This window comes from Candidatus Competibacter phosphatis, assembly GCF_012939995.1.
GTDB lineage: Bacteria > Pseudomonadota > Gammaproteobacteria > Competibacterales > Competibacteraceae > Competibacter > Competibacter phosphatis.
The window spans coordinates 1-20,718 of the sequence record NZ_SPMZ01000004.1 but is presented as its reverse complement, the minus strand read 5'-3'; the positions used below and the strand labels follow the sequence as shown (position 1 = coordinate 20,718).

Annotated in this window: 14 protein-coding genes and 5 pseudogenes; 6 read left to right on the top strand and 13 right to left on the bottom strand. The window is 60.5% G+C overall.

Going from position 1 to position 20,718, the window contains the following annotated elements; all coding sequences use genetic code 11:
• Positions 1–34 precede the first annotated feature (34 nt).
• Positions 35–520: a CDP-archaeol synthase gene (locus E4P82_RS00990; RefSeq protein WP_169247159.1), complete on the top strand. Its 486-nt coding sequence runs from the start codon at positions 35–37 to the stop codon at positions 518–520.
• On the opposite strand, the gene E4P82_RS00985 is transcribed toward E4P82_RS00990, so the two are convergent.
• From E4P82_RS00985 to E4P82_RS22670, 9 genes and pseudogenes are all read right to left on the bottom strand, one after another.
• Positions 514–1,542 (bottom strand): metallophosphoesterase, encoded by a 1,029-nt coding sequence (locus E4P82_RS00985; RefSeq protein ID WP_169247158.1) that lies wholly within the window; start codon positions 1,540–1,542, stop codon positions 514–516. The genes E4P82_RS00990 and E4P82_RS00985 overlap by 7 nt on opposite strands.
• A gap of 118 nt (positions 1,543–1,660) precedes the next feature.
• Positions 1,661–2,852: pseudogene (locus E4P82_RS00980) on the bottom strand (iron-containing alcohol dehydrogenase).
• 93 nt (positions 2,853–2,945) lie between these two features.
• Entirely contained in the window at positions 2,946–3,998 is a 1,053-nt protein-coding gene (locus tag E4P82_RS00975) for an HpcH/HpaI aldolase/citrate lyase family protein (protein WP_169247157.1), read from the bottom strand.
• 17 nt (positions 3,999–4,015) lie between these two features.
• Complete coding sequence (meaB, locus tag E4P82_RS00970; protein WP_169247156.1) at positions 4,016–5,146, bottom strand: methylmalonyl Co-A mutase-associated GTPase MeaB; 1,131 nt, start codon at positions 5,144–5,146, stop codon at positions 4,016–4,018.
• A gap of 33 nt (positions 5,147–5,179) precedes the next feature.
• Entirely contained in the window at positions 5,180–5,620 is a 441-nt protein-coding gene (locus E4P82_RS00965; RefSeq protein ID WP_169247155.1) for a DUF29 domain-containing protein, read from the bottom strand.
• A 592-nt stretch (positions 5,621–6,212) separates the two neighbouring features.
• Positions 6,213–6,392 carry a hypothetical protein gene (locus E4P82_RS00960; RefSeq protein WP_169247154.1) on the bottom strand — a complete coding sequence of 60 codons (180 nt, stop codon included), beginning with the start codon at positions 6,390–6,392 and terminating at the stop codon, positions 6,213–6,215.
• A 327-nt stretch (positions 6,393–6,719) separates the two neighbouring features.
• On the bottom strand, positions 6,720–8,900 hold the full coding sequence (gene scpA, locus E4P82_RS00955; protein ID WP_169247153.1) for a methylmalonyl-CoA mutase: 2,181 nt from the start codon (positions 8,898–8,900) through the stop codon (positions 6,720–6,722).
• Complete coding sequence (locus tag E4P82_RS00950; protein ID WP_281383627.1) at positions 8,897–10,435, bottom strand: methylmalonyl-CoA mutase family protein; 1,539 nt, start codon at positions 10,433–10,435, stop codon at positions 8,897–8,899. Before E4P82_RS00950 ends, scpA begins: the two co-directional genes overlap by 4 nt.
• A gap of 106 nt (positions 10,436–10,541) precedes the next feature.
• Positions 10,542–10,880 (bottom strand): annotated as a pseudogene (locus E4P82_RS22670) (methylmalonyl-CoA mutase family protein); the annotation flags it as partial.
• Positions 10,881–11,242: 362 nt separating this feature from the next.
• On the opposite strand from E4P82_RS22670, the gene E4P82_RS00945 reads away from it, so the two are divergent.
• Positions 11,243–11,719, top strand: a complete 477-nt coding sequence (locus E4P82_RS00945; RefSeq protein ID WP_169247152.1) for a VOC family protein — start codon at positions 11,243–11,245, stop codon at positions 11,717–11,719.
• Positions 11,720–11,818: 99 nt separating this feature from the next.
• Here the strand turns inward: E4P82_RS00945 and E4P82_RS00940 are convergent, their stop codons facing one another.
• Together E4P82_RS00940 and E4P82_RS00935 are read right to left on the bottom strand one after the other, a co-directional pair.
• Entirely contained in the window at positions 11,819–13,255 is a 1,437-nt protein-coding gene (locus E4P82_RS00940; RefSeq protein ID WP_169247151.1) for a sigma-54-dependent transcriptional regulator, read from the bottom strand.
• Positions 13,255–14,952: a sensor histidine kinase gene (locus E4P82_RS00935; protein ID WP_169247150.1), complete on the bottom strand. Its 1,698-nt coding sequence runs from the start codon at positions 14,950–14,952 to the stop codon at positions 13,255–13,257. Before E4P82_RS00935 ends, E4P82_RS00940 begins: the two co-directional genes overlap by 1 nt.
• Before the next feature lie 171 nt (positions 14,953–15,123).
• On the opposite strand from E4P82_RS00935, the gene sucC reads away from it, so the two are divergent.
• The 3 genes and pseudogenes from sucC to E4P82_RS00920 all read left to right on the top strand — a co-directional run bounded on the left by sucC (position 15,124) and on the right by E4P82_RS00920 (position 18,962).
• Positions 15,124–16,287, top strand: a complete 1,164-nt coding sequence (gene sucC, locus E4P82_RS00930; protein ID WP_169247149.1) for an ADP-forming succinate--CoA ligase subunit beta — start codon at positions 15,124–15,126, stop codon at positions 16,285–16,287.
• A gap of 49 nt (positions 16,288–16,336) precedes the next feature.
• Positions 16,337–17,215, top strand: a complete 879-nt coding sequence (gene sucD, locus E4P82_RS00925) for a succinate--CoA ligase subunit alpha (RefSeq protein WP_169247148.1) — start codon at positions 16,337–16,339, stop codon at positions 17,213–17,215.
• Between the two features lie 113 nt (positions 17,216–17,328).
• Positions 17,329–18,962 (top strand): annotated as a pseudogene (locus tag E4P82_RS00920) (NAD+ synthase).
• Positions 18,963–18,981: 19 nt separating this feature from the next.
• Here the strand turns inward: E4P82_RS00920 and suhB are convergent.
• A pseudogene (suhB, locus tag E4P82_RS00915) lies at positions 18,982–19,769 on the bottom strand (inositol-1-monophosphatase).
• Positions 19,770–19,945: 176 nt separating this feature from the next.
• Positions 19,946–20,386: a Uma2 family endonuclease gene (locus tag E4P82_RS00910; protein ID WP_169247147.1), complete on the bottom strand. Its 441-nt coding sequence runs from the start codon at positions 20,384–20,386 to the stop codon at positions 19,946–19,948.
• A 48-nt stretch (positions 20,387–20,434) separates the two neighbouring features.
• Here E4P82_RS00910 and E4P82_RS00905 point away from each other — a divergent pair.
• A pseudogene (locus E4P82_RS00905) lies at positions 20,435–20,718 on the top strand (ISAzo13-like element transposase-related protein); the annotation flags it as partial.

Sequence of the window (20,718 nt, the reverse complement as noted above, 5' to 3'; positions counted from 1 at the left end):
CTTAGTGGTGTCTTCCTTAATCGATCCTGTTGCGATGCTATCGATCGAGTTGCAATTGCTGTTGCTGATTTTGGTTGCGAACGGCACGCCGATCATCGCCACGGCGGTTTGTGGCGCCTGGGGCGCTCAGCCCTTGGACGGTGGACGGGTGCTGGCGGATGGCCATCGTCTGCTGGGTGATGCGAAGACCTGGCGGGGGGTGGTGCTGGCACCGCTGGTCACTGGGTTGGCGGCGGCGTTGTCCGAGTTGCCAGCGGCGGTTGGCGTGGTCATCGGTCTGGCCGCGATGCTGGGCGATCTGTTGTCGAGCTTCGTCAAGCGACGCTTGGGCATGGCCTCCAGCAGCATGGCCTTCGGCTTGGATCAGATCCCGGAAGCCTGGTTGCCATTACTGGCGGTGTCCAGTCTGTTCGAGCTGACCGGGTCGGTCATCGCCGGAATGGTGGCCGGTTTCATCGTGCTGGAACTGGTGCTGTCGCGGCTGCTGTATTGGCTCGGCATCCGCAAGCGGCCCTACTGAGCCGGGCGCGCCCGCAGGTGGTGCAGGGTGATTTCCGGCGGGCAGTTGAAGCGCACGCCAACCACCGATGACCCCGATCCCAAGGAGGTATAGCCCTGCATGTGGTGGTAGCGCCAGGCACCGCGACAGAATCGGCGTGGGCAATCGGCGTTGGTCATCAGCGCGACACCACCCGGCAGGCAGATTTGACCGCCGTGAGTATGTCCGCTCAGCATCAGATCGAAACCGGTGTGGGCGGCCAGCCGGTAGGGTTCCGGCGAATGCGACAACAGAATGGCGATGGCCTCCGGGGGAATGTTTTGGGCGGCCTTCTCGAAATTGTCCACCTGAAAGAAGTGTGGATCGTCGATGCCGGCCAAGTGGATGAAGGCGCCACCGCGCTCCAGAATCGCCGATTCGTTGAGCAGCACGCCGATGCCCAGCGCCTCGATGCCAGGCACCATGCGGATGGAATCGTGGTTGCCCAGAATGGCATAGATCGGGCCGCGCAGATGCGGCCGCACCTGCGCCAGTGCCTCGATGGCGGCCTCATGGGGACCATGGGTTTTGGCCCGGAAGTCGCCGGTCATGACGCAGACGTCGTAGCGCACCTGCCGCAAGCGCTCGATCAGCGCGGTGGGGTAGCCACTGTCCATGTCCAGGTGCAGGTCACTGAGATGAAGCAGGGTGAAATCGTGCAGGGCGTCCGGCAGGTTGGGAACGATGACTTCGTTGTGGCGGATCTGGATGGCGGTGGCGTTGCGGATTCCTCGGCGGTACAGCCCCAGGCAGCGCAGGCCGAGACGGATGAGGCTGTGGATCGAGTACCAATTCTCGATGTGGAAAAAGGTCCGGCCGTGCCCGAAAACTTGGGTGGCGTGATCGGCCTCAATGCCGAGGCGTTGTCGCAGGTGAATCTTTCCGATCCTTTTTTCCAGTCGCTTCAGTTCGACCGTTTCCCGGTCGACGATCACGCTGCTTGCGGGACGCGCGCCAGGTGGTTTGGAGAGAGGAGAGTCGTCGTGGGCGGAAGGTTTCTTCATGGTAGACCCTCTTGGACAGTCACGTTCCAAACCTTATGCATTCCGCTGAGCAACCATGCGAAGGTCGACCCAATGCCAAAGAGTCGGCGGACGGGAAATCGGCGATTCCGACACTGGATTACAGCCTTCGCGCGAGTATTTCGGTAATTTCGGTGTCGTTCAGCACCAGCGGATTGGTCTTCATGCTGCCGCCGCGCGAGTGGGCGACGACATGCGCGAAATCGCTTTCCTGAACCCCGTAGGCATTTAACCGGGATAGCGTCAATCGTTCGGTCCATTCATCCAACAACGCCAGCAGCGCGGCATGCCCTTCTTCGGGACTGGGGAAATGCCGTCCGTGCAAAAGATCGCCGGCTCGGGCGTACTTGCGCCAAGCCGGGTTGCCGGGATCGCGTTCCCGCAGCGCGGCCAGATTGACGCGGGTAGCGGCGCCGACCAAGGTACCGCAAACCACGCCGTGCGGGATCGGGAAGAATGCGCCCAGTGGCGAGGCCAAGCCATGGACCGAGCCTAGACCGGTCTGCGCCAGGCAAACACCCGATAGCAGAGCGGCATACGCCAAGCGGGCGCGGCCGGTGGCGGCATGTTCTCCAGCCTCGTACCACGCGAACAAGCCGTCGCGCACCGCTTTTAAGCCACTTTCCGCCAGTGCGTCGGTGAAGGGATTGGCCTTGATCGAGACATAGGATTCCAGGAGTTGCGTCAGGGCGTCCATGGCATTGGCGGCAATCTGCGGTTTGGGGCAGGTGGCCAGCAGGTCCGGGTCGAGCAGGGCGTATTCCGGCACCAGCAATTCGTGGCGGAAGGATTTCTTGAATCCGTTGGGGCCGCGCACGCTCAGCACGGCGTTCTTGGTGGCTTCGCTGCCGGTGCCGGCGGTGGTGGGTACGGCGATGAACGGCGTGGCGGGACCGTGATAGGTTTTTTCCGGTCCGACTCCTTCCAGATAATCTATGACCGAATCGCCGCTCGGCAGCAGACCGGCGATCGCCTTGGCGGCGTCCAGCACGCTGCCACCGCCGATGCCGACAACCGCCACGATGCCCGCGCCGTGGAATTGCCGAACCGTTTCGTCCACGAGTTGCGGCGAGGGTTCGTCAGCGACCCGCGCCTGTTCCCAGCCGATGCCGGCTTTCTCAAGCGCCATCCGCAGCGTCGGCCAATGTGATGAATCCAGGAACGCACGCTGGCCGGTGACCAGCAATACCCGGTTGCCATATTGGACGATTAGACCAGGGAGTTTTTTTTATGCCGCCAGCGCCGAATTCGATGCGGGGCAGACGGGCGATGGAGAACGGCTGGATCATCATGAGCGGTTGCTCCAGTAGGCGGCGTGGTGGGAAGTGTCGCGGCGAGAAGGGGGATTGTCCCGCTCCATGGCGGAGCGGGACGGTTGGCAAGAACTAGAATCCGTACAGGGCTTTGTACTCGGCATCGCGGCTGGCGATCAGTTGGGCGAGGTTAAGGACGACCTTGCACTGTTTCCAGGTGGCGTCGTCCTGCATCTTGCCGTCGATCATCACCGCGCCGCTGCCGTCGGGCATCGCTTCGACCACGCGCTTCGCCCAGGCGACTTCGTCCGCTTTCGGGCTGAATACTCGCTTGGCGATGGCGATTTGGTTGGGATGCAAGCTCCAGGCACCGACGCAACCCATCAGATAGGCATTGCGGAACTGGTCTTCGCAGGCGGTCAAGTCGGCGATGTCGCCGAACGGCCCGTAGAACGGCAATGCGCCGACACTCGCGCAAGCGTCCACCATCTTGGCCATGGTGTAATGCCACAAATCCTGTTGCGCCGTGGGGCGTGGGGCTTCGGGATTGGCGGGATCGGGGTCGGTGCGCACCACATAATCGGGATGACCGCCACCGACTCGGGTGGTCTTCATCCGCCGCGACGCCGCCAAGTCGGCGGGCCCGAGGCTCATGCCCTGCATGCGCGGGCTGGCATTGGCGATTTCGTCCACATTCGCCACGCCCAGCGCGGTTTCCAGGATGGCGTGAATCATCAGCGGCTTCTTGACGCCGTATTTGGCTTCCAGTTGCGCCAGCAGTTGATCGGCGAAATGGATGTCCCAGGCGCCCTGAATCTTGGGCAGCATGATCACGTCCAGCTTGTCGCCGATCTCGCCGACCAACCGGATCAGATCGTCGAGGAACCAGGGGCTGTCCAGGCTGTTGACGCGGGTCCAGAACTGGGTGTTGCCGAAATCCACGTTCTTGCCGATTTGCACCAGCCCTTCGCGGGCGGCTTCCTTGCGGTCGATCGGCACGGCGTCTTCCAGATTGCCGAGCATGATATCCACAGTCTTGGCGATGTCTGGCACCTTGACCGCCATCTTGGGGTTGCTGGGATCGAAGAAGTGGATCATCCGCGAAGGTAATACCGGAATCTCGCGGAGTGGTTCGGGGGCACCGACGACTTTGGGTTTAAAGAAATCGCGGGGACTTCGTAACATGGTTATTTCTCCCGGGTTTAACGACCTTCGTATTTATGAATCAGTTGTTGGGCGGCCACGGTCGGCGGTATATGTCCGTTGAGCACGGCCTCCTCGATCTTCTTGCGAATGCCACCCACGCCAGCATGGTTGAAAAAGCTGGCGCGCAAATGCTCCTCGACCATTGAGTACACCCAATCCAGGGTTTGTCGTTGCCGGCGTCTCTCGAACGCGCCATTCTTGGTGACGTGTTGGCGGAAATCGCCGATCACCTTCCAGATGGCGTCGATACCTTCGCCGTTGAGGGAAGAACAGGTGTAGGCCTTGGTGTACCAGCCCTCGGTGGCTGGGGCGAGATAGTGCAACGCTCGGTTGTAGTCGGCGCGGGCGGCGTTGGCGCGGAGCTTGTTGTCGCCGTCGGCCTTGTTGACCAATAGAGCGTCGGCCAACTCCATGATGCCTTTTTTGATGCCCTGCAACTCGTCGCCGGCTCCGGCGATCATCAGCAGCAAGAAGAAATCGACCATCGAGCGCACCGTGGTTTCGCTCTGGCCGACGCCGACGGTTTCCACCAGGATCACGTCGAAACCAGCGGCTTCGCAGACCAGGATGGTTTCGCGGCTCTTGCGGGTCACGCCGCCCAGCGTGCCGCTGGATGGGGAAGGGCGGATGAAAGCGCGCAGGTCGCGCGAGAGCAGCTCCATCCGCGTTTTGTCACCGAGGATGCTGCCGCGCGTCACCGTACTGCTGGGGTCCACCGCCAACACCGCGACTTTGTGACCCTGTTCGCACAGGTGCAGGCCGAGCGCTTCGATGAATGTGCTCTTGCCGGCGCCAGGGACGCCGGTAATGCCGATCCGAATCGAGTTACCGGTGTGAGGAATGAGTTGCCGCAGTACTTCCTGCCCCATGTCGAAGTGCGCTTGGGAATTGCTTTCCACCAGGGTGATGGTTTGTCCCAGCACATTGCGGTCGCCGGCCAAGACACCGGCCACGTATTCATCCACCGTCAGCCGGCGGCGGCGCGGGGTGTGCTTACGCGGCACCGCCACGCTGGCTTGGCCCGGAATGCCGTCGTGGCCGCCATCGACCCCGGACATCACCGAAGTGGTGAACTCCGCACCGGCATTTTCGGGAACCCAGTCGGGTTTTTGATGTTTTTTGGTCATATGAATGGTCTTTGCGCTCTGGAAGTGATTCGATCAATCAGGCCAATAATCACTGTTTAGCGCCTGTTTTTGTGTGAAAGGGCAAGCAGTTGGAAAGATATTCTTGTCACAGTCCATTTCTCGCGCCGCGATCAGGATCGCGTCGCCATAGGCATTTTCAAAAGCTGTTTCTAGTCTGGAGGTTAAGCTGGGATTTTCATCTAGCAGACGTTCTATACGTCGCCGTTGTTCTTCGATCGTGTATCGCCAACTGTTGCCGCGTCGCTCGGGTTGGAAACGCCATTTAAGCAAGTGGGCAAGCAGTACGGCGAAACGATTGGCTAACTCATGCCGTTCGCTACGCCCCATGTTTTCCAATTCCTCGGCGATATTATCCACGTCAATCTCCGCAAAACGCCGTTGCCGCAATAATTCAGCGTTCTCAAGCGTCCAGGCATGGAAATCTTTTTCGTAATCAGTCGCGATGCTTTTCATAGAAACTGTAGCACTGTTTCATCGATTCACTGGTTTCTTCTTAGTGTATAGAATCTCACTAGAACCAATATCTGTGTAAAGGCTTTTTAAATTTTCAATCAGTTCTTTTTTTGATAGAGCCTGAGCCTGATAATCGGAGTGGCCATTCAAGAAACCTAATAAGGAACTTGCTGTCTTTTAGTAGGTAAATTTGAGTGCTTTTGTTATATTTTCAATCAGGAGCTGTGTTTTTGGTATAGAGGTTACCTCCAAATTAGGGTACGCAGTATGTAGTGTTCTCAACTCAGCTCAACTCAGTTTGATAATAGTGGCAATATCATGGGGACGGTTTGAGAAAGTTGGGGTATACTTAAATAAATAGTCAGGGTTGCTGCAACTGCATTGAGATCGTCCAAAACACGCTGACCAAGTTTGTGGTCTTTCAGGAAATCAAGGAATTTTTTTGTCTCTGCACGAATGACCGACTATCGATTCAACCTGTTTTAGAATTGCCTCTCCGCCAGTGATTTTATACTCTCGAAGAGTTTGGAGTAAGATCGAAAAGATCTCGAAGCAAGTATAGTTTTTAAGTCGCTTTTCGAGGTCGCTATTTTCAAATCTCAGCAATTAAAGTTGTTATTTTGCTAATTAAATCATTAATTTTCTCTAATTGAACTGTTTTTGCATTTAGTTTATTGTGTAAAATATCGGCTATAAAACTAAGGTAGTTTATGCAATGAACGTTAATCTGATTTATGAAAGATTCCCATTTTCCACTCAGTTGTTGGTTCATGAAGGCGCTATCGATCTGGTTACGCCAGTGAGAGGATGTCTCAATGTGGTGGGGAGAGTGTGTTTGCAACAAAAATTATAATTTTTTTGGGGTAACTCCATAGTTTTTCCGAGACGATGAAATAGATCACCTGCATCATTTGGGTTAGCTTCAAGTAATTTACGCCACACTGTAATGCAGCTTTGGTCTTTGTTTTCTTTGAGTCCAGCATCAAGAATAGCCTTGAGACGAGCGGCTGGATTATCGTAAATCATATTTTGTGTACAAATCCTAACAAATTAATAAAGCCCTCTCTACAAATCACAGAGAGGGCTATTCCTCAGAGCATCACGCAGCCAGACGCTCGTTCAATTCCACCAATACCTTCTGCGCGGCGATTGGAACGACGGTGCCGGGGCCAAAGATGGCGGCGGCGCCATTGGCCTTGAGGTACTCATAGTCCTGCGCGGGAATGACGCCGCCGATGACGACCATAATGTCCTCGCGGCCCAGCTTCTTCAATTCCCCAATGAGTTGCGGCAACAGGGTCTTGTGACCGGCGGCCAGCGAACTCATGCCGACCACATGCACGTCGTTTTCCACCGCCTGTCGGGCGACTTCCTCCGGGGTTTGGAACAGCGCGCCGATATCCACGTCGAAGCCAAGGTCGGCAAAGGCCGTGGCAATGACCTTGGCACCCCGGTCATGCCCATCCTGACCAATCTTGGCTACCAGGATACGGGGACGGCGACCTTCGTTCTGCTCGAACTCATCGGCCATCTGGCGGACCTTGGCGATCTCTTCAGCCTCGCCGAACTCGCTGCTATACACGCCGGAAATGGCGCGGATGACCGCCTTATGCCGGCCGAACACCTTCTCCATGGCATCGGAGATTTCGCCCAGACTGGCGCGGGCGCGAGCGGCTTCCACCGCCTTCTCCAGCAAGTTGCCGGAACCGGCGCTGGCGGCTTCGGTAATCGCGTTCAGGCAGGCTTTCACCTTGGCCTCGTCGCGGTTGGCGCGCAGTTTCTGCAGACGCTGCACCTGCGATTCGCGCACCGCCGTATTGTCGATGCTGAGGATTTCCAGCGGGTCTTCCTTGGACAGCCGGTACTTGTTGACGCCGACGATGGTTTCCTTGCCGGAATCGATATGCGCTTGTTTCCGCGCCGCCGCTTCCTCGATACGCATCTTGGGCAGTCCGGTCTCGATGGCCTTGGTCATGCCGCCCAGACTTTCTACTTCCTGGATGTGGCCCCAAGCCCGCTTGATCAACTCGTTGGTCAACGCCTCGACGTAGTAGGAGCCGCCCCACGGGTCCAGCACCTTGCAGATCGCTGTTTCATCCTGGAGGTAGAGCTGGGTGTTGCGGGCGATGCGCGCCGAGAAGTCGGTTGGCAGCGCGATGGCTTCATCCAGGGCGTTGGTGTGCAGGGATTGGGTGTGGCCCAGTGCCGCCGCCAGCGCCTCGACGCAGGTGCGGGCGACATTGTTGAACGGGTCTTGCTCGGTCAAGCTCCAGCCCGAGGTCTGGCTATGGGTCCGCAAGGCCATCGACTTGTCGTTCTTGGGATTGAACTGCTTGATGATCTTGGCCCACAGCAACCGCCCGGCCCGCATCTTGGCTACTTCCATGAAGTAGTTCATGCCGATGGCCCAGAAGAACGACAGCCGAGGCGCGAAGGTGTCGATGTCCATGCCGGCCTTGACGCCGGTGCGCACGTACTCCAGACCGTCCGCCAGCGTGTAGCCCAGTTCCAGATCCGCCGTCGCGCCCGCTTCCTGCATGTGATAGCCGGAGATCGAGATGCTGTTGAACTTCGGCATCTCCTTGGACGTATAGGCGAAGATGTCGCCGATGATGCGGATCGACGGATCGGGCGGATAAATATAGGTGTTGCGCACCATGTACTCTTTCAGAATGTCGTTCTGAATGGTGCCGGTGAGCTTGTCGTGGGGAACGCCCTGTTCCTCGGCGGAGACGATGTAGAAGGCCAAGACCGGCAAGACCGCGCCGTTCATGGTCATCGACACCGACATCTGATCCAGAGGGATGCCGCCGAACAGCACTTCCATATCCAAAATCGAGTCGATCGCCACGCCAGCCTTGCCGACGTCGCCGACCACGCGCGGATGATCGGAGTCGTAGCCGCGATGGGTGGCTAGATCGAAGGCGATGGACAAGCCTTTCTGCCCCGCCGCCAGATTGCGACGATAGAAAGCGTTGGACTCTTCCGCCGTGGAGAAACCGGCGTACTGGCGCACCGTCCACGGCTGAGTGACGTACATGGCCGGGTAGGGGCCGCGCAGGAAGGGCGGTACCCCGGCGGCGTAGCCCAGGTGCTTGAGATCCTTGATATCGTCCTGGGTGTAGAGCGGATTGACGTCGATCTGCTCCATGGTCGCCCAGACCAGCTGCTCCAGGGTTTTACCGGTGGTTTTTTCCACCATCGCCTTCCACTCGGCGAAACTGGGCTTGGGGAAGTCCAGGCCATAGGCCATGGAAGCGAAATCAGGTGATTGGCTCATTGGGCGACCCCCATTTTCTTTTGCAGCATGGTCAACAGCGCCAGGCAATTGGCATTCAGGTGAATGAAATCATCGACGCCGGCGGTCTTGAAGGCCTCGACGTGATCGGCTGGGTAGCCGGCCAGCAATACGGTGAGATCCGGGCTGGCCTGCTTGAGTTTCTGCGCCAGCGGCGGGACGATGTCGGGGTAGGTCGGGTCGGTGGAGCAGATCACCACGGCTTTGGCGCCCGACGCCAGTGCCGCGTCCGCCGCTTCTTCGGGGGTGCTGAAACCGGATGGGTAAATCGTTTCGAAGCCGCCCACACCCAGGAACGCGGTCGAGAAATCGGCGCGGCCCTTGTGCTGGGTCAGCGGCCCCATGGTGGCGAGAAAGACCAACGGTCGCTGGCCGATACGGGCCACATAGGTTTCCGCCGCCTGTCGCAGTGCCTCGAAGGCTTGCGCGCCGCGATGGGCGTGGACGGGGTTGGTGGTGGGGCCGGCTTTGGCGCCGGTGCGTGCGGCTTGAGCGATTTCACCCAGGCTTGCGCCAGCCAACGCGGCTTGAATCGCGGCATCGACGCTGTTCGTTCCCGCTTTGGCGAGCGCGTCCAGGGCCGCCTGCTTTTGATTCGCGTCAGCCGTCGCCCGAAACTGGTTGATCGACGTGGTTCGTTCCGTCTGAACCGCCCACGCATCCACCGACGCCGGCTCGATCCGAGTTTCCTTCATGTTCGGATACATATTGGTGCCGACGAAAATGTCCTTGCGCTTGGCGATGTTGGCGGCGCGCTTGGCGGCGGTGTCGGCAATTTGGGATTGCGGCCAGCCGGCTAGCAGTGTTTTCGTCATGCCACCCTGTTTCTCGACCTCCTGGAAGATCGCCCAGGTCTGGCGGGCCACCGCATCGGTCAGGGTTTCCACATACCAGGAGCCGCCCGCCGGATCGACGGTGTGAGTGATATGGGTTTCTTCGCTCAGCACGGTATGGGTGTTACGGGCGACGCGCCGGGAGAAGTCGTCCGGGACACGCACCAATTCGTCGAAAGGCGAGATGTGCAGGCTGTCGCAGCCGCCGACCACCGCCGAGAACGCTTCGGTGGTGCCGCGCAACAGATTGACGTGCGGGTCGTAAACGGTCTGGTTCCAGGCCGAGGTGCGGGCATGAATGCGCATCTTCTGCGATTCGGCATTGCCACCGAACGCCTGGACGATCTTGGCCCATAGCAGCCGTGCGGCGCGCAGTCGGGCGATTTCCATGAAGAAGTTGGAGCCGATCGACAAGGCGAAGCGGAAGCGCGGCGCGGCGTCGTCCACGCTCAGTCCGCGAGCCTGCATGGCGCGCAGATATTCGACGGCGGTGGCCAGCGCGAAGGCCAGCTCCTGCGTGGCGCTGGCGCCGCCGTTATGATAGGGGTTGCCCTGCACGGTGATCGTCTGCAACTGGGGCGCATTGGCCTGGGCCCAGGCGGTGAGTTGCGCCATCACGTCGTGGATGCCGTCCAGATCGCGGGGTAGCCGACCATCGCGGGCCAACTGGCCCAAGGGGTCCATGCCGATGGCGCCGCGCATCTTGGCGAGCGATTTGCCCTGTTTTTTTCACCAGCGCCGCCAGCAGCGCGGTGAAGGTCAGCGCGCTGGTGCTGGCCTGAATGAAAAGAGGCGTGCTTTCGAGATCGACCCCATCCAAGGCCTGAGCGAGATCGTCGACACTGGAGATGGACAGGCCGCCTTTTCCTACATCATCGGCTTCGGCTTGATCGGCATCGATACCGGCCAGCGTCGGGCGGTCGAGCACCAGGTTGATGGCGTTTTGGCCACGCGCCAAGTCGGCGCGCAAGGCCGCGTTGAAAGCGGCTGGCGTTCCGCAGGCGATTTCCTGAGCGACATCCCAACTGGCGGCGACATAGCCCAGCGGAGCCGCGCCGCGCACGTAGGGGGCAAAACCGGGCAAGCCGTCGATCTGCGGCAGTCCGGCAATATCCTCCTGCCGGTACATGGGTTGCAGGTCGATGTTTTCGTAGGTTTTGGTGACCAGTCGTTTCTCGAACGGCGCGCCCTTAAGGAATTTGTCGACGACCTTCCGCCATTCCTCGTAAGGCGTGGGGGCGAACTCGTCGAAAGTGGGAGCGGGCAGATCCGCGGTTTGTGGGTTTGACATGCACATCCTCCAATGGGATTGGAACACGTTGGGTGGGCGATACCGAAGAAGTATAACCGAAGATTCCGCCGATTCCCGGCGTGGAGCCGGTTGGGAAATCGATGGGCCACGGTTGCAATCGCAAGGCGGAATGACATACTGAAAAGGTCTGTTATCTTGATGCTTTCCCAATTCGAACCCCAATCACTGAGGAGCTCCTTGTGTCCGATAGACCGTTTAAAGTTCTGGGCATCCAGCAAATCGCCATCGGCGGGCTGGATAAGAGTAAGTTGAGCCGGCTGTGGGTGGATACCCTGGGCCTGACCCTGACCGGCAACTTCCGCAGCGAGCGGGAGAACGTGGACGAGGATATTGCCGCCATTGGTTCCGGTCCGTTCAAGGTGGAAGTGGACCTGATGCAGCCGATCGACCCGGGCAAGGCGCCCAAGGTGCATGAGCCACAGCTCAATCACATCGGGTTGTGGATCGATAATCTGGCTGCGGCGGTGGAATGGCTGACCGCTCAGGGGATGCGCTTCACGCCTGGTGGTATCCGCAAGGGCGCGGCCGGTTACGATGTTTGCTTCCTACACCCCAAGGGCAACGATGCCACGCCGCTGAGTGGCGAGGGCGTGCTGATCGAGCTGATTCAGGCACCGTCGGAGGTGATCGAGGCGTTCGCCAAAGTTCAGGCTTGACGACGACCCAAGCGGTCGGTCTGGCGAAGCCCGGCGGCAAAGCCGGGCTTTTTTGTGGCGACGGGTAGGACGGTCGATCCGAACAGGCGCCAGCGAGAGCTATTCCAGTCCCAGCTTCTTCAACCGGTAGCGTAGCGCCCGGAAGCTGATGCCCAGCTTTTCGGCGGCGGCGGTTTTGTTGTAACGGGTCGATTCCAGCGCCCGCAGAATCGCTGTCCGCTCGATTTCCTCCAGATAGCCTTCCAGATTGCCCGATGGCGGCTGTAGGATCGGTACGGTTCTGGGTTCGAATTCGCCGCGCGGGGGTTCATGCCGTTCGGGAGCCGCCGGTGCCGGAGTTCTCGGTGGCGATGGTTCCGGGTTTGGCCGGATCGAAGTCGGTTCCCCCGGCAGCAGTAGTTCCCCAGCTTGGATCACACCATCCTCACACAAGGTGAAAGCCCGCTCAAGGATATTCTCCAATTCGCGGATGTTGCCCGGAAATGCGTAGGCGGCCAGCGCTGCTAGCGCGGTCGGCGCCAGCTTCGGCGCCAGCTTCGGTGCCTGCAGGCCGGACTGCCGGCTCAACCGCGCGAGGATTGCCTCGACCAGCTCTGGAATATCCTGCGGGTGCTCGCGCAGGCTCGGCATTCGCAGGTCGATCACGTTCAGCCGATAAAACAGATCTTGGCGAAAGGCGCCTTGCTTGACCAGTTCCGCTAGGCTCTTGTGGGTGGCGCTGAGAAGGCGCACGTCGGTGGCCACTTCGGTTTGGGCGCCCACCGGCCGCACCGCCCGCTCCTGAATTGCACGCAGCAACTTGACTTGCATCGAGATCGGTAGATCCGCCACCTCGTCCAGAAACAGCGTGCCGCCCTGCGCTGCCTGGAACAGGCCGCCCTTGTCCTGGGTGGCGCCGGTGAAACTGCCTTTCTTGTAGCCGAAGAACTCGCTCTCCATCAGGTGTTCGGGAATCGCTCCGCAGTTGACCGGCACGAACGGTTTGTCGGCCCGCGGTCCGGACCAGTGGATCAGACGTGCCGCCATTTCCTTGCCGGTGCCCGATTCGCCGCTGATCAAAATGGGTGCCTGGCTGCGCGCCAGTTTGGCGATCATCTGCCGCACGTTTTCCATCACCGCCGCATGGCCGAGCAGGATAGGGCGGTTGGCGTCAAGGTGATCCTCGCTGCGGCTCAAGCGCAGCGCGGTCGCCACCATGTTGCGCAGTACCGCCAGCTCGAACGGTTTGGAGACAAAATCGAACGCGCCCAGCTTGAGCGCTTCCACCGCGCTTTCCACGTTGCCGTGCGCGGTGATCACCGCCACCGGCAGATTGGGGTAATGTCTCTGAATATGCGCCACCAGTTCCAGCCCACTGCCGTCCGGTAGCCGTAGGTCAGTGATACAAAAGCCGAACGCGTGATTTTTAAGCAAAGCGTATGCCTCGCCGAGATCGGCCGCTGGATGACAGGTTACGCCCAGCGGCAGCAGGGTCATCTCGATCAGTTCGCGGATATCGGCTTCGTCATCCACGATCAAGGCGTTGCAGGCATCCATCAATTCGTCTCCGATACGAGGTTCGCGGCGGTAAAGGTGATGCGAAAACAACCGCCGCCTTCGGGTGGGGGGCGGTATTGCAACTGGGCCCGGTTAGCCTCGCACAACTCCCGAGCCAGATACAGGCCCAGACCGGTACCTTTGGTCCGGGTGGTAAAGAACGGTTCGAACAGTTTGGCGACATTGTCGGACGCAACGCCAGCTCCGGTGTCGCGCACGTCCAGAAATGGTCGGGTGCGACCGTCGTCCAGGCCGGCCCGCAGCTCGATTTGCGGCGTTTCGCCGACCCGGCTCCCGTGTTGGCAGGCGTTGGCGCAAAGGTTCCACAACACCTGCCACAATTGATGCGGATCGAATATCACGGCCAGTTCGGCCGGCTCCACGCTCTGGCGCCACTCGGGTGTCGGCCAGTCCCGCCCGCGCAGGAATTCCTGCCTGAAATTCTCCAGCCACGGTTCCAGTACCAGCCGCTCCGGTTTGAGCTGGTCGCGCCGGGCCAGATCGAGCACGTCGCCGATGATGCGGTTGGCCCGCTTGACGTTGTCGTGAACGATCTGCGCCAGCCGCCGCTCGCTGGGGCCGAGACCAGTCGATTCCTGCAAGAGTTGGGCGGCGTGGCCGATCGCCGCCAGCGGGTTGCGGATCTCGTGAGCGATGCCGGCGGTCAACCGTCCCAGCGCCGCCAGCTTGAGCTGTTGCAGCCGCTCGGTGGCTTGCTGGGAATCTTCCAGCAGTATCAGCACGCTCGCCGCTTGACGGCCGCTGAGTCGGGTGAAGCGGGGAATCAATTCCGGGCGATGCTCGGTCGGTCGGAAGGCTGGATGTTCCAGGCTGCCGTCCAGCCAGTCCCGCAGTCGCCGCGCCAACGGTGGCGACAGGGTTTCCAGCGGCAGGCCGGGCGTGGTTTGCGGGCAGTCCAGCCATTCCTGGGCGGTTTCGTTCAGGAGTTGCACCTGACCGGTCGGATCGACCACCACCACGCCGTTTTGCAGGTGGCGGATGATGCCTTGGCTCAGTTCGGCCGCTTCGAACAGTTCCAGGGTGCGCTGGCGGGCCAGCGCCTCGCCGCGCCGGGCGCGTTCGGCCAGTGCGTAGGTGAGTCCGGCGGCGATGAACAGCGCGGCGCCCAGCACGCCCAGTCGCACCAGATCGTCGTTGGCGTCGCCCAGACGGCTCCACAGGCCGGGCCAGCCCGCCGGGCCACGATTCGCCCGCGCCAATACCTGGACAGTGTGCCATTGGTCCAGCAACCAGGATACCGTCAGCAGTATGAAGCCCAGGGCGGCGGCCAGCAGTGCCGAATTGAGTGGTAGCAGGATGCTGCTGGCGGCGACGGCGGTGATCAACAGGCTGTTCAGGCTGCTGGTGATGCCGCCCGAGGCGCTGATCATCACGGTCAGCGTCACCAGATCGACCACCATTTGCAGGTGCGCTTGCACCGTCAGTCGTGGTCGCCGCCAGTAGGTACCGGCAATGGCGAGTAGCGCCAACGCCAGGTAGCCCAGCGCCACCCACGAAAACAGTTGCGGGTTCTGTTTGCCGAATAGCCGATTTTGTTCGTCCAGCGTCGTCGCCGCCAGCAGCAACGCCGCCAGGATCAACCGGAAGAAGCTGGAGGCGCGGAACACCCGCCACAGGTAGCGGCGGTCCATGAAGCGGTTGGGCAGCAGGGCGGCGATCGGTTTGGTAACGGTCATGACAGGGCGGCGCGGGGCAGCAATTCCTCGGGGCTGGGCGATTCCACGTATAATTTAATCACACCGGCGCCTCGATGGGCTGGCCATCGCCAATCTCACGGCGAATACGTGAAGATTGGGGTATTTCGGGATACAATGGCAACCTCACTGTAAAAGGGGGATGTAATCCGCATGAACCTGCACGAGTACCAAGCAAAAGAACTACTCCAACAATTCGGCGTGGCGGTCCCACGCGGCACCAAGGTTACCTCCCAGCAGGAAGCGGTGGAGGCCGCCAAGGCGTTGGGCGGCCCGCTCTGGGTGGTCAAGGCCCAGGTCCACGCCGGTGGTCGCGGTAAGGCCGGCGGTGTCAAGTTGGCACGCAGCCTCCAGGATGTCGAAGAGATCTCCGGTCGATTGCTGGGCTCCACCCTGGTCACTAAACAGACCGGCGCCGAAGGCGTTCCGGTTCACGCTCTGCTGATTCAGGATGGGGTGGATATCACCAACGAACTGTATCTGAGCTGCCTGGTGGACCGCAGCAAGAAGCGCATCGTCTTCATCGGTTCGTCCGAGGGCGGCATGGACATCGAGGAAGTCGCCGCCAAGAGCCCGGAAAAAATCCTGACCATCGCCATCGATCCGATCGCCGGCATTCAGCCTTATCAATGCCGCAATCTCGGTTTCCAGATGGGATTGGGCAAGGATGAGGTCAACCAACTGGTCAAGATCATGACCGGTATTTACAACACCTTCGTGCAAAAGGATTGCAGCCTGGTCGAGATCAACCCGTTGATCATCGCCGACAACGGCCAGATGATGGCCCTGGACGCCAAGATCACCCTGGACGACAACGCCATGTATCGGCACAAGGATACCGCCGAGCTGCGCGATCCCACCCAGGAGGACGAGCGCGAGCACATCGCCCATGAGATCGGCCTCAACTACGTGGCGCTGGACGGCAACATCGGCTGCATGGTCAACGGCGCCGGTTTGGCCATGGCGACCATGGACGTTTGTAAGCTGCACGGCGGCGAGCCGGCCAACTTCCTTGACGTGGGCGGCGGCGCCACCGCCGACCGGGTGGCCCGTGCCTTCAAGCTGATTTTGTCTTCCGAAAAAGTTAAGGCGATTCTGGTCAATATTTTCGGCGGCATCGTCCGTTGCGACCTGATCGCCGAGGGCATCATCCAGGCCGTCAAGGAAGTGGGTCTGACGCTGCCGGTGGTGGTGCGGCTGCAGGGCACCAACGTCGAGGCCGGGCGCGAGATGCTGGCCAAGTCCGGCATGAACATCATGACCGCCGACGACTTGACCGACGCCGCCAAGATGGCGGTGGCTGCGGCCGCCAAGTAACCACTGGCCGACCTTGGGCCTCTCACCTCATCAGGGGAATTAGCGCACCATGAGTATTTTGATCGACAAAAACACCAAGGTTATCTGCCAGGGGTTCACCGGCTCGCAGGGCACCTTCCACGCTGAACAGGCCATCGCTTACGGCACCAATCTGGTCGGCGGCATCAGCCCCGGCAAGGGCGGTAGTACCCACCTGGGCAAGCCGGTGTTCAACACCGTGTACGAAGCGGTCGCCGCCACCGGCGCCGATGCGAGCATGATCTACGTGCCGGCCGCGTTCGCCGGCGATGCCATCCTGGAAGCGGCCGACGCCGGCATCAAGGTGATCGCCTGCATCACCGAAGGCATTCCGGTGACGGACATGTTGAAGGTCAAGGCGACCTTGCAGACCAGCTATCCGGATGTCTATCTGATCGGCCCCAACTGTCCGGGCGTGATCACTCCCGGCGGTTGCAAGATGGGGATCATGCCCGGCCATATCCACCTGCCCGGCAAGATCGGCATCGTCTCCCGCTCCGGCACCCTGACCTACGAAGCGGTCTGGCAGACCACTCAGACCGGTCTTGGCCAGTCCACCTGCATCGGGATCGGCGGCGACCCGATCCACGGCATGAGCTTCGTCGACGTGCTGAAGCTGTTCAAGGATGATCCGCAGACCGAAGGCATCGTGATGGTGGGCGAGATCGGCGGCAGCGCCGAGGAGGAAGGCGCCGAGTACATCAAGGCCAATATCAAGAAGCCGGTGGTCGCCTACATCGCCGGTGTTACCGCGCCCCCCGGCAAGCGCATGGGTCACGCCGGCGCCATCATCATGGGCGGCAAGGGTACGGCGGCCGACAAGTTCGCGGCGCTGGAAGCTGCTGGCGCCAAGATCGTCCGCTCGCCGGCCGACATCGGCGCGGCGATGAAGGCGTATTTCCCCGGCTGATCCAATCAGAGTTACGGTCCGGGAATTGAAAGGGGCGCTTCGGCGCCCCTGTTCGTTTTTACGCTGTCCGACTGAAAGGGCGGCCATGGGCGGCAAGTGAATGGATAGACGCGATGATTGATCCTGTTCCCAATCTCCGGGTCGTCATGGCCCAACTTAATCTCCTGGTCGGCGATATCCCCGGCAATACCGAAAAGATCGTCGTCGCCGCCCGAGAGGCCCGCGATCGCTGGCGGGCCGATGCGATCGTGTTCCCGGAGCTGACCGTCACTGGCTATCCCCCCGGAAGATTTGTTGCTTCGCCCCGGGTTTCGTGGGCCAGGTGGAACCGGCCATGCGGCGGCTTTGCGCCGAAATCCAAGGGATAACCGCCATCGTCGGCTATCCCGCCGCGACGCCGGAGGGACTGCGCAATTCGGCCGCCGTCATCGCCGACGGCGGGATTCGGGCGGTCTATCACAAGCAATGTCTGCCCAATTACAGTGTGTTCGACGAGAAACGCTATTTCGTGGCGGGCACGGAACCGTTGGTGTTCGAACTCAAGGGTGCGCGGGTCGGCGTCACCATCTGCGAGGACGTGTGGCAGGCCGGGCCAGCGCGCCAGGCCGCCAAGGCCGGCGCGCAACTGCTGCTCAATCTGAACGCCTCGCCCTTTCACGCCGGCAAAAGCCGGTTGCGGCTGGAGATCCTGCGACAGCGGGCGGTCGAAAATGGCCTGTCCATCCTTTACACCAACTTGGTTGGCGGGCAGGACGAACTGGTGTTCGACGGCGATTCGCAAGTGGTCAACGGACGCGGGGAACTGACCCAACGGGCTCCGCTTTGCGTCGAGGGTCTGTATCCGGTGGATTTCAGCGTCGGCGCGACGGTGGAACCCCGTCCCAGCGAAATTATCTCGGAGCCGGCCGAGGAAGCCGCGATTTATCAGGCCATCGTGCTGGGCGTGCGCGATTATGTGAACAAGAACGGGTTCCCCGGCGCGGTGTTGGGGCTATCCGGCGGCATCGATTCGGCGCTGACCCTGGCCATCGCCGTCGACGCGCTGGGATCGGAACGGGTGGAAGCGGTGCTGATGCCGTCGCGCTACACCGCCGAAATGAGCAATTCCGACGCCGAGCAGGAAGCGCGGGCCTTGGGCGTCAAGTATCATCTGATGCCGATCGAGCCGGCGTTCGAATCTTTTCTCGGCATCTTGCAACCGGTATTGGCGGGATTGCCACCGGATAGCACCGAAGAGAACATCCAGGCCCGTTGCCGAGGGGTGATCCTGATGGCGATCTCCAACAAGACCGGTAAGCTAGTGTTGACCACCGGCAACAAGAGCGAGACTGCCGTGGGTTATTCCACCTTGTACGGCGACATGGCCGGCGGGTTCGCTCCGATCAAGGACGTGCTGAAGATGATGGTGTACCGGTTGGTGGTCTATCGCAACAGTCTATCGCCGGTGATCCCGCAACGGGTGCTGGACCGGCCGCCGTCGGCCGAACTGCGCCCGGATCAGACCGATCAGGACAGCCTGCCGCCCTACGACCTGCTGGATGCCATCCTGCAAGCTTACGTCGAGGAGGACCACTCGGTGGAGGAGTTGGTCGCGGCGGGTTACGATCGAGCGACGGTGGAGCGGGTGGCGCGGCTGGTGATCGTCAACGAATACAAGCGCCGCCAGGCCGCGCCGGGCGTGCGGATCACCCCGCGCGCTTTCGGACGGGACCGGCGCTATCCGATTACCTCGGGATTCCGGCGCTGACCCGGTAAGCCGCTGACTGTCAGCCGCTCAGATGCGGCCGCATTTCTTGTAGCAGGGCCTTGAACACCTTGGGGTTGCCGGCAACGATGTTGCCGGATTTCATGAAGTCGTTGCCGCCGACGAAATCGCTGACCAACCCCCCGGCTTCCTGCACCAGCAGCGCGCCGGCCGCGATATCCCATTCCTTCAGACCGAACTCCCAGTAGCCATCCAGCCGGCCGGAGGCCACGTAGGCCAGATCCAGCGAGGCCGCGCCGGCCCGGCGCACTTCCACGCACTTGCCGAACAGGCTGCCAAAGAAATTGAGATAGGCGGGCTGGTGCTGGGGGTGACGGAACGGAAAACCGGTGCCGAGCAGGGCGTTTTCCATTTGCGGGATGTTGCTGACTCGCATGCGCCGGTCGTTCATCTGTGCGCCGGCGCCGCGCGAAGCGGTGAACATCTCCTGCCGGATTGGGTCGTAGACCAGCCCCGCTTCCAACCGGTTCTTGTGGCGAAAACCGATGGAGATGGCGAAATGCGGAATGCCGTGCAGAAAGTTAGTGGTGCCGTCCAGCGGATCGATCACCCATTGATAATCGTCGTGGCCGTGCTGTTCGCCGCTTTCCTCGGCCAGAATGCCGTGGTTGGGATAGTCTTGCGCAGGGTCTGAATAATTTCCTGTTCGGCCTGCACATCCGCTTCACTGACGAAGTCGTTGCGCTGTTTGGCGGTGACGCTCAGCCGTTCGAGGTTATCGAAGTGACGGAGCAGGATGCGGCTGGCGCTCAAGGCGGCGCGCTTGGCGATGGTTAGAGCTGGATGCATGGCGGATCGAATTGGTTAGAGAGCACAAGCGGCCGGAGTCTTCGGCGGCGGGCGGGCCATGATAACAGAACCCGGCCAACATCTTGTGGGAGAACGTGCTTGAACAACACGGCGAATTTAGTCGAACGGGCAAATCGATGCAGTCGAGGGTTGCAATCGGCGATGTGGGGCTGGTGTCAACCTTCCAGGAGTTCCACCTTATCGTAGACCTCCGCCAGCGCCAGATCACAATCGATGGACAGTAGCCGAAGCGTGCCGTCAAGTTCGCTGCATTCCCGCAACAGCCATTGTTGGTCGGCTTGCCGCCGATAGGATTCGATGTGTGGGCGGTTTTGGGCGATCAGTACATATTCGACCAGCGAACCCAGCTTGCGGTAATGCTCGAACTTACGCCCACGGTCGTAAGCCTCGGTGGAGTCGGACGGGATCTCGACGATCAAAACGGGATTCAGCAAAGTGTCGAGGTGCGTATCGTCGAATTGGGCTTTGCCGCAAGTCACCACTACGTCCGGGTAGGTATATAGCCCGGTCGGATCGACCTTGACGCGCATGTCGTTTGCGTAGACTTTGCAGGGGCGCTTTTTTTTTAAGGTGATTTCCGAAGATAAATATACCATTGTGTGCGATAGTTACAGCTCTTTCGTAACTTTGATGAGCTGAACCTGATGTCTCCTCTCTGTGTTTCTGAGAACCAAGCCGTAGCGGATGTCGGACATCTGGACGATATCAAACTTGCATCTTCCAAGATGCTGGGGGCGGAGCGGCGAGCATTTCAGGCGGCGATGGCGTTGAAGTATTGCGCAGGGAGTCCTCGGCAGGCGGAGGCGGTGTTTGGTTGGAGCCGCGCAGCGGTGGAACTGGGGTTGCACGAGACACGCACGGGCATCGTCTGTGTGAGTGCGCACGCGGCCTTTTCCGGCGACAAGCTGTGGGAGGAGAAACACCCAGA

Bases quoted from the DNA above. Each gene is read 5' to 3' on its own strand.
- E4P82_RS00990 (WP_169247159.1), top strand. From the start codon at position 35: ATGCTATCGATCGAGTTGCAATTGCTGTTGCTGATTTTGGTTGCGAAC.
- E4P82_RS00985 (WP_169247158.1), bottom strand. From the start codon at position 1,542: ATGAAGAAACCTTCCGCCCACGACGACTCTCCTCTCTCCAAACCACCT.
- E4P82_RS00975 (WP_169247157.1), bottom strand. From the start codon at position 3,998: ATGTTACGAAGTCCCCGCGATTTCTTTAAACCCAAAGTCGTCGGTGCC.
- meaB (WP_169247156.1), bottom strand. From the start codon at position 5,146: ATGACCAAAAAACATCAAAAACCCGACTGGGTTCCCGAAAATGCCGGT.
- E4P82_RS00965 (WP_169247155.1), bottom strand. From the start codon at position 5,620: ATGAAAAGCATCGCGACTGATTACGAAAAAGATTTCCATGCCTGGACG.
- E4P82_RS00960 (WP_169247154.1), bottom strand. From the start codon at position 6,392: ATGAACCAACAACTGAGTGGAAAATGGGAATCTTTCATAAATCAGATT.
- scpA (WP_169247153.1), bottom strand. From the start codon at position 8,900: ATGAGCCAATCACCTGATTTCGCTTCCATGGCCTATGGCCTGGACTTC.
- E4P82_RS00950 (WP_281383627.1), bottom strand. From the start codon at position 10,435: ATGGACCCCTTGGGCCAGTTGGCCCGCGATGGTCGGCTACCCCGCGAT.
- E4P82_RS00940 (WP_169247151.1), bottom strand. From the start codon at position 13,255: ATGGATGCCTGCAACGCCTTGATCGTGGATGACGAAGCCGATATCCGC.
- E4P82_RS00935 (WP_169247150.1), bottom strand. From the start codon at position 14,952: ATGACCGTTACCAAACCGATCGCCGCCCTGCTGCCCAACCGCTTCATG.
- sucC (WP_169247149.1), top strand. From the start codon at position 15,124: ATGAACCTGCACGAGTACCAAGCAAAAGAACTACTCCAACAATTCGGC.
- sucD (WP_169247148.1), top strand. From the start codon at position 16,337: ATGAGTATTTTGATCGACAAAAACACCAAGGTTATCTGCCAGGGGTTC.
- E4P82_RS00910 (WP_169247147.1), bottom strand. From the start codon at position 20,386: ATGGTATATTTATCTTCGGAAATCACCTTAAAAAAAAAGCGCCCCTGC.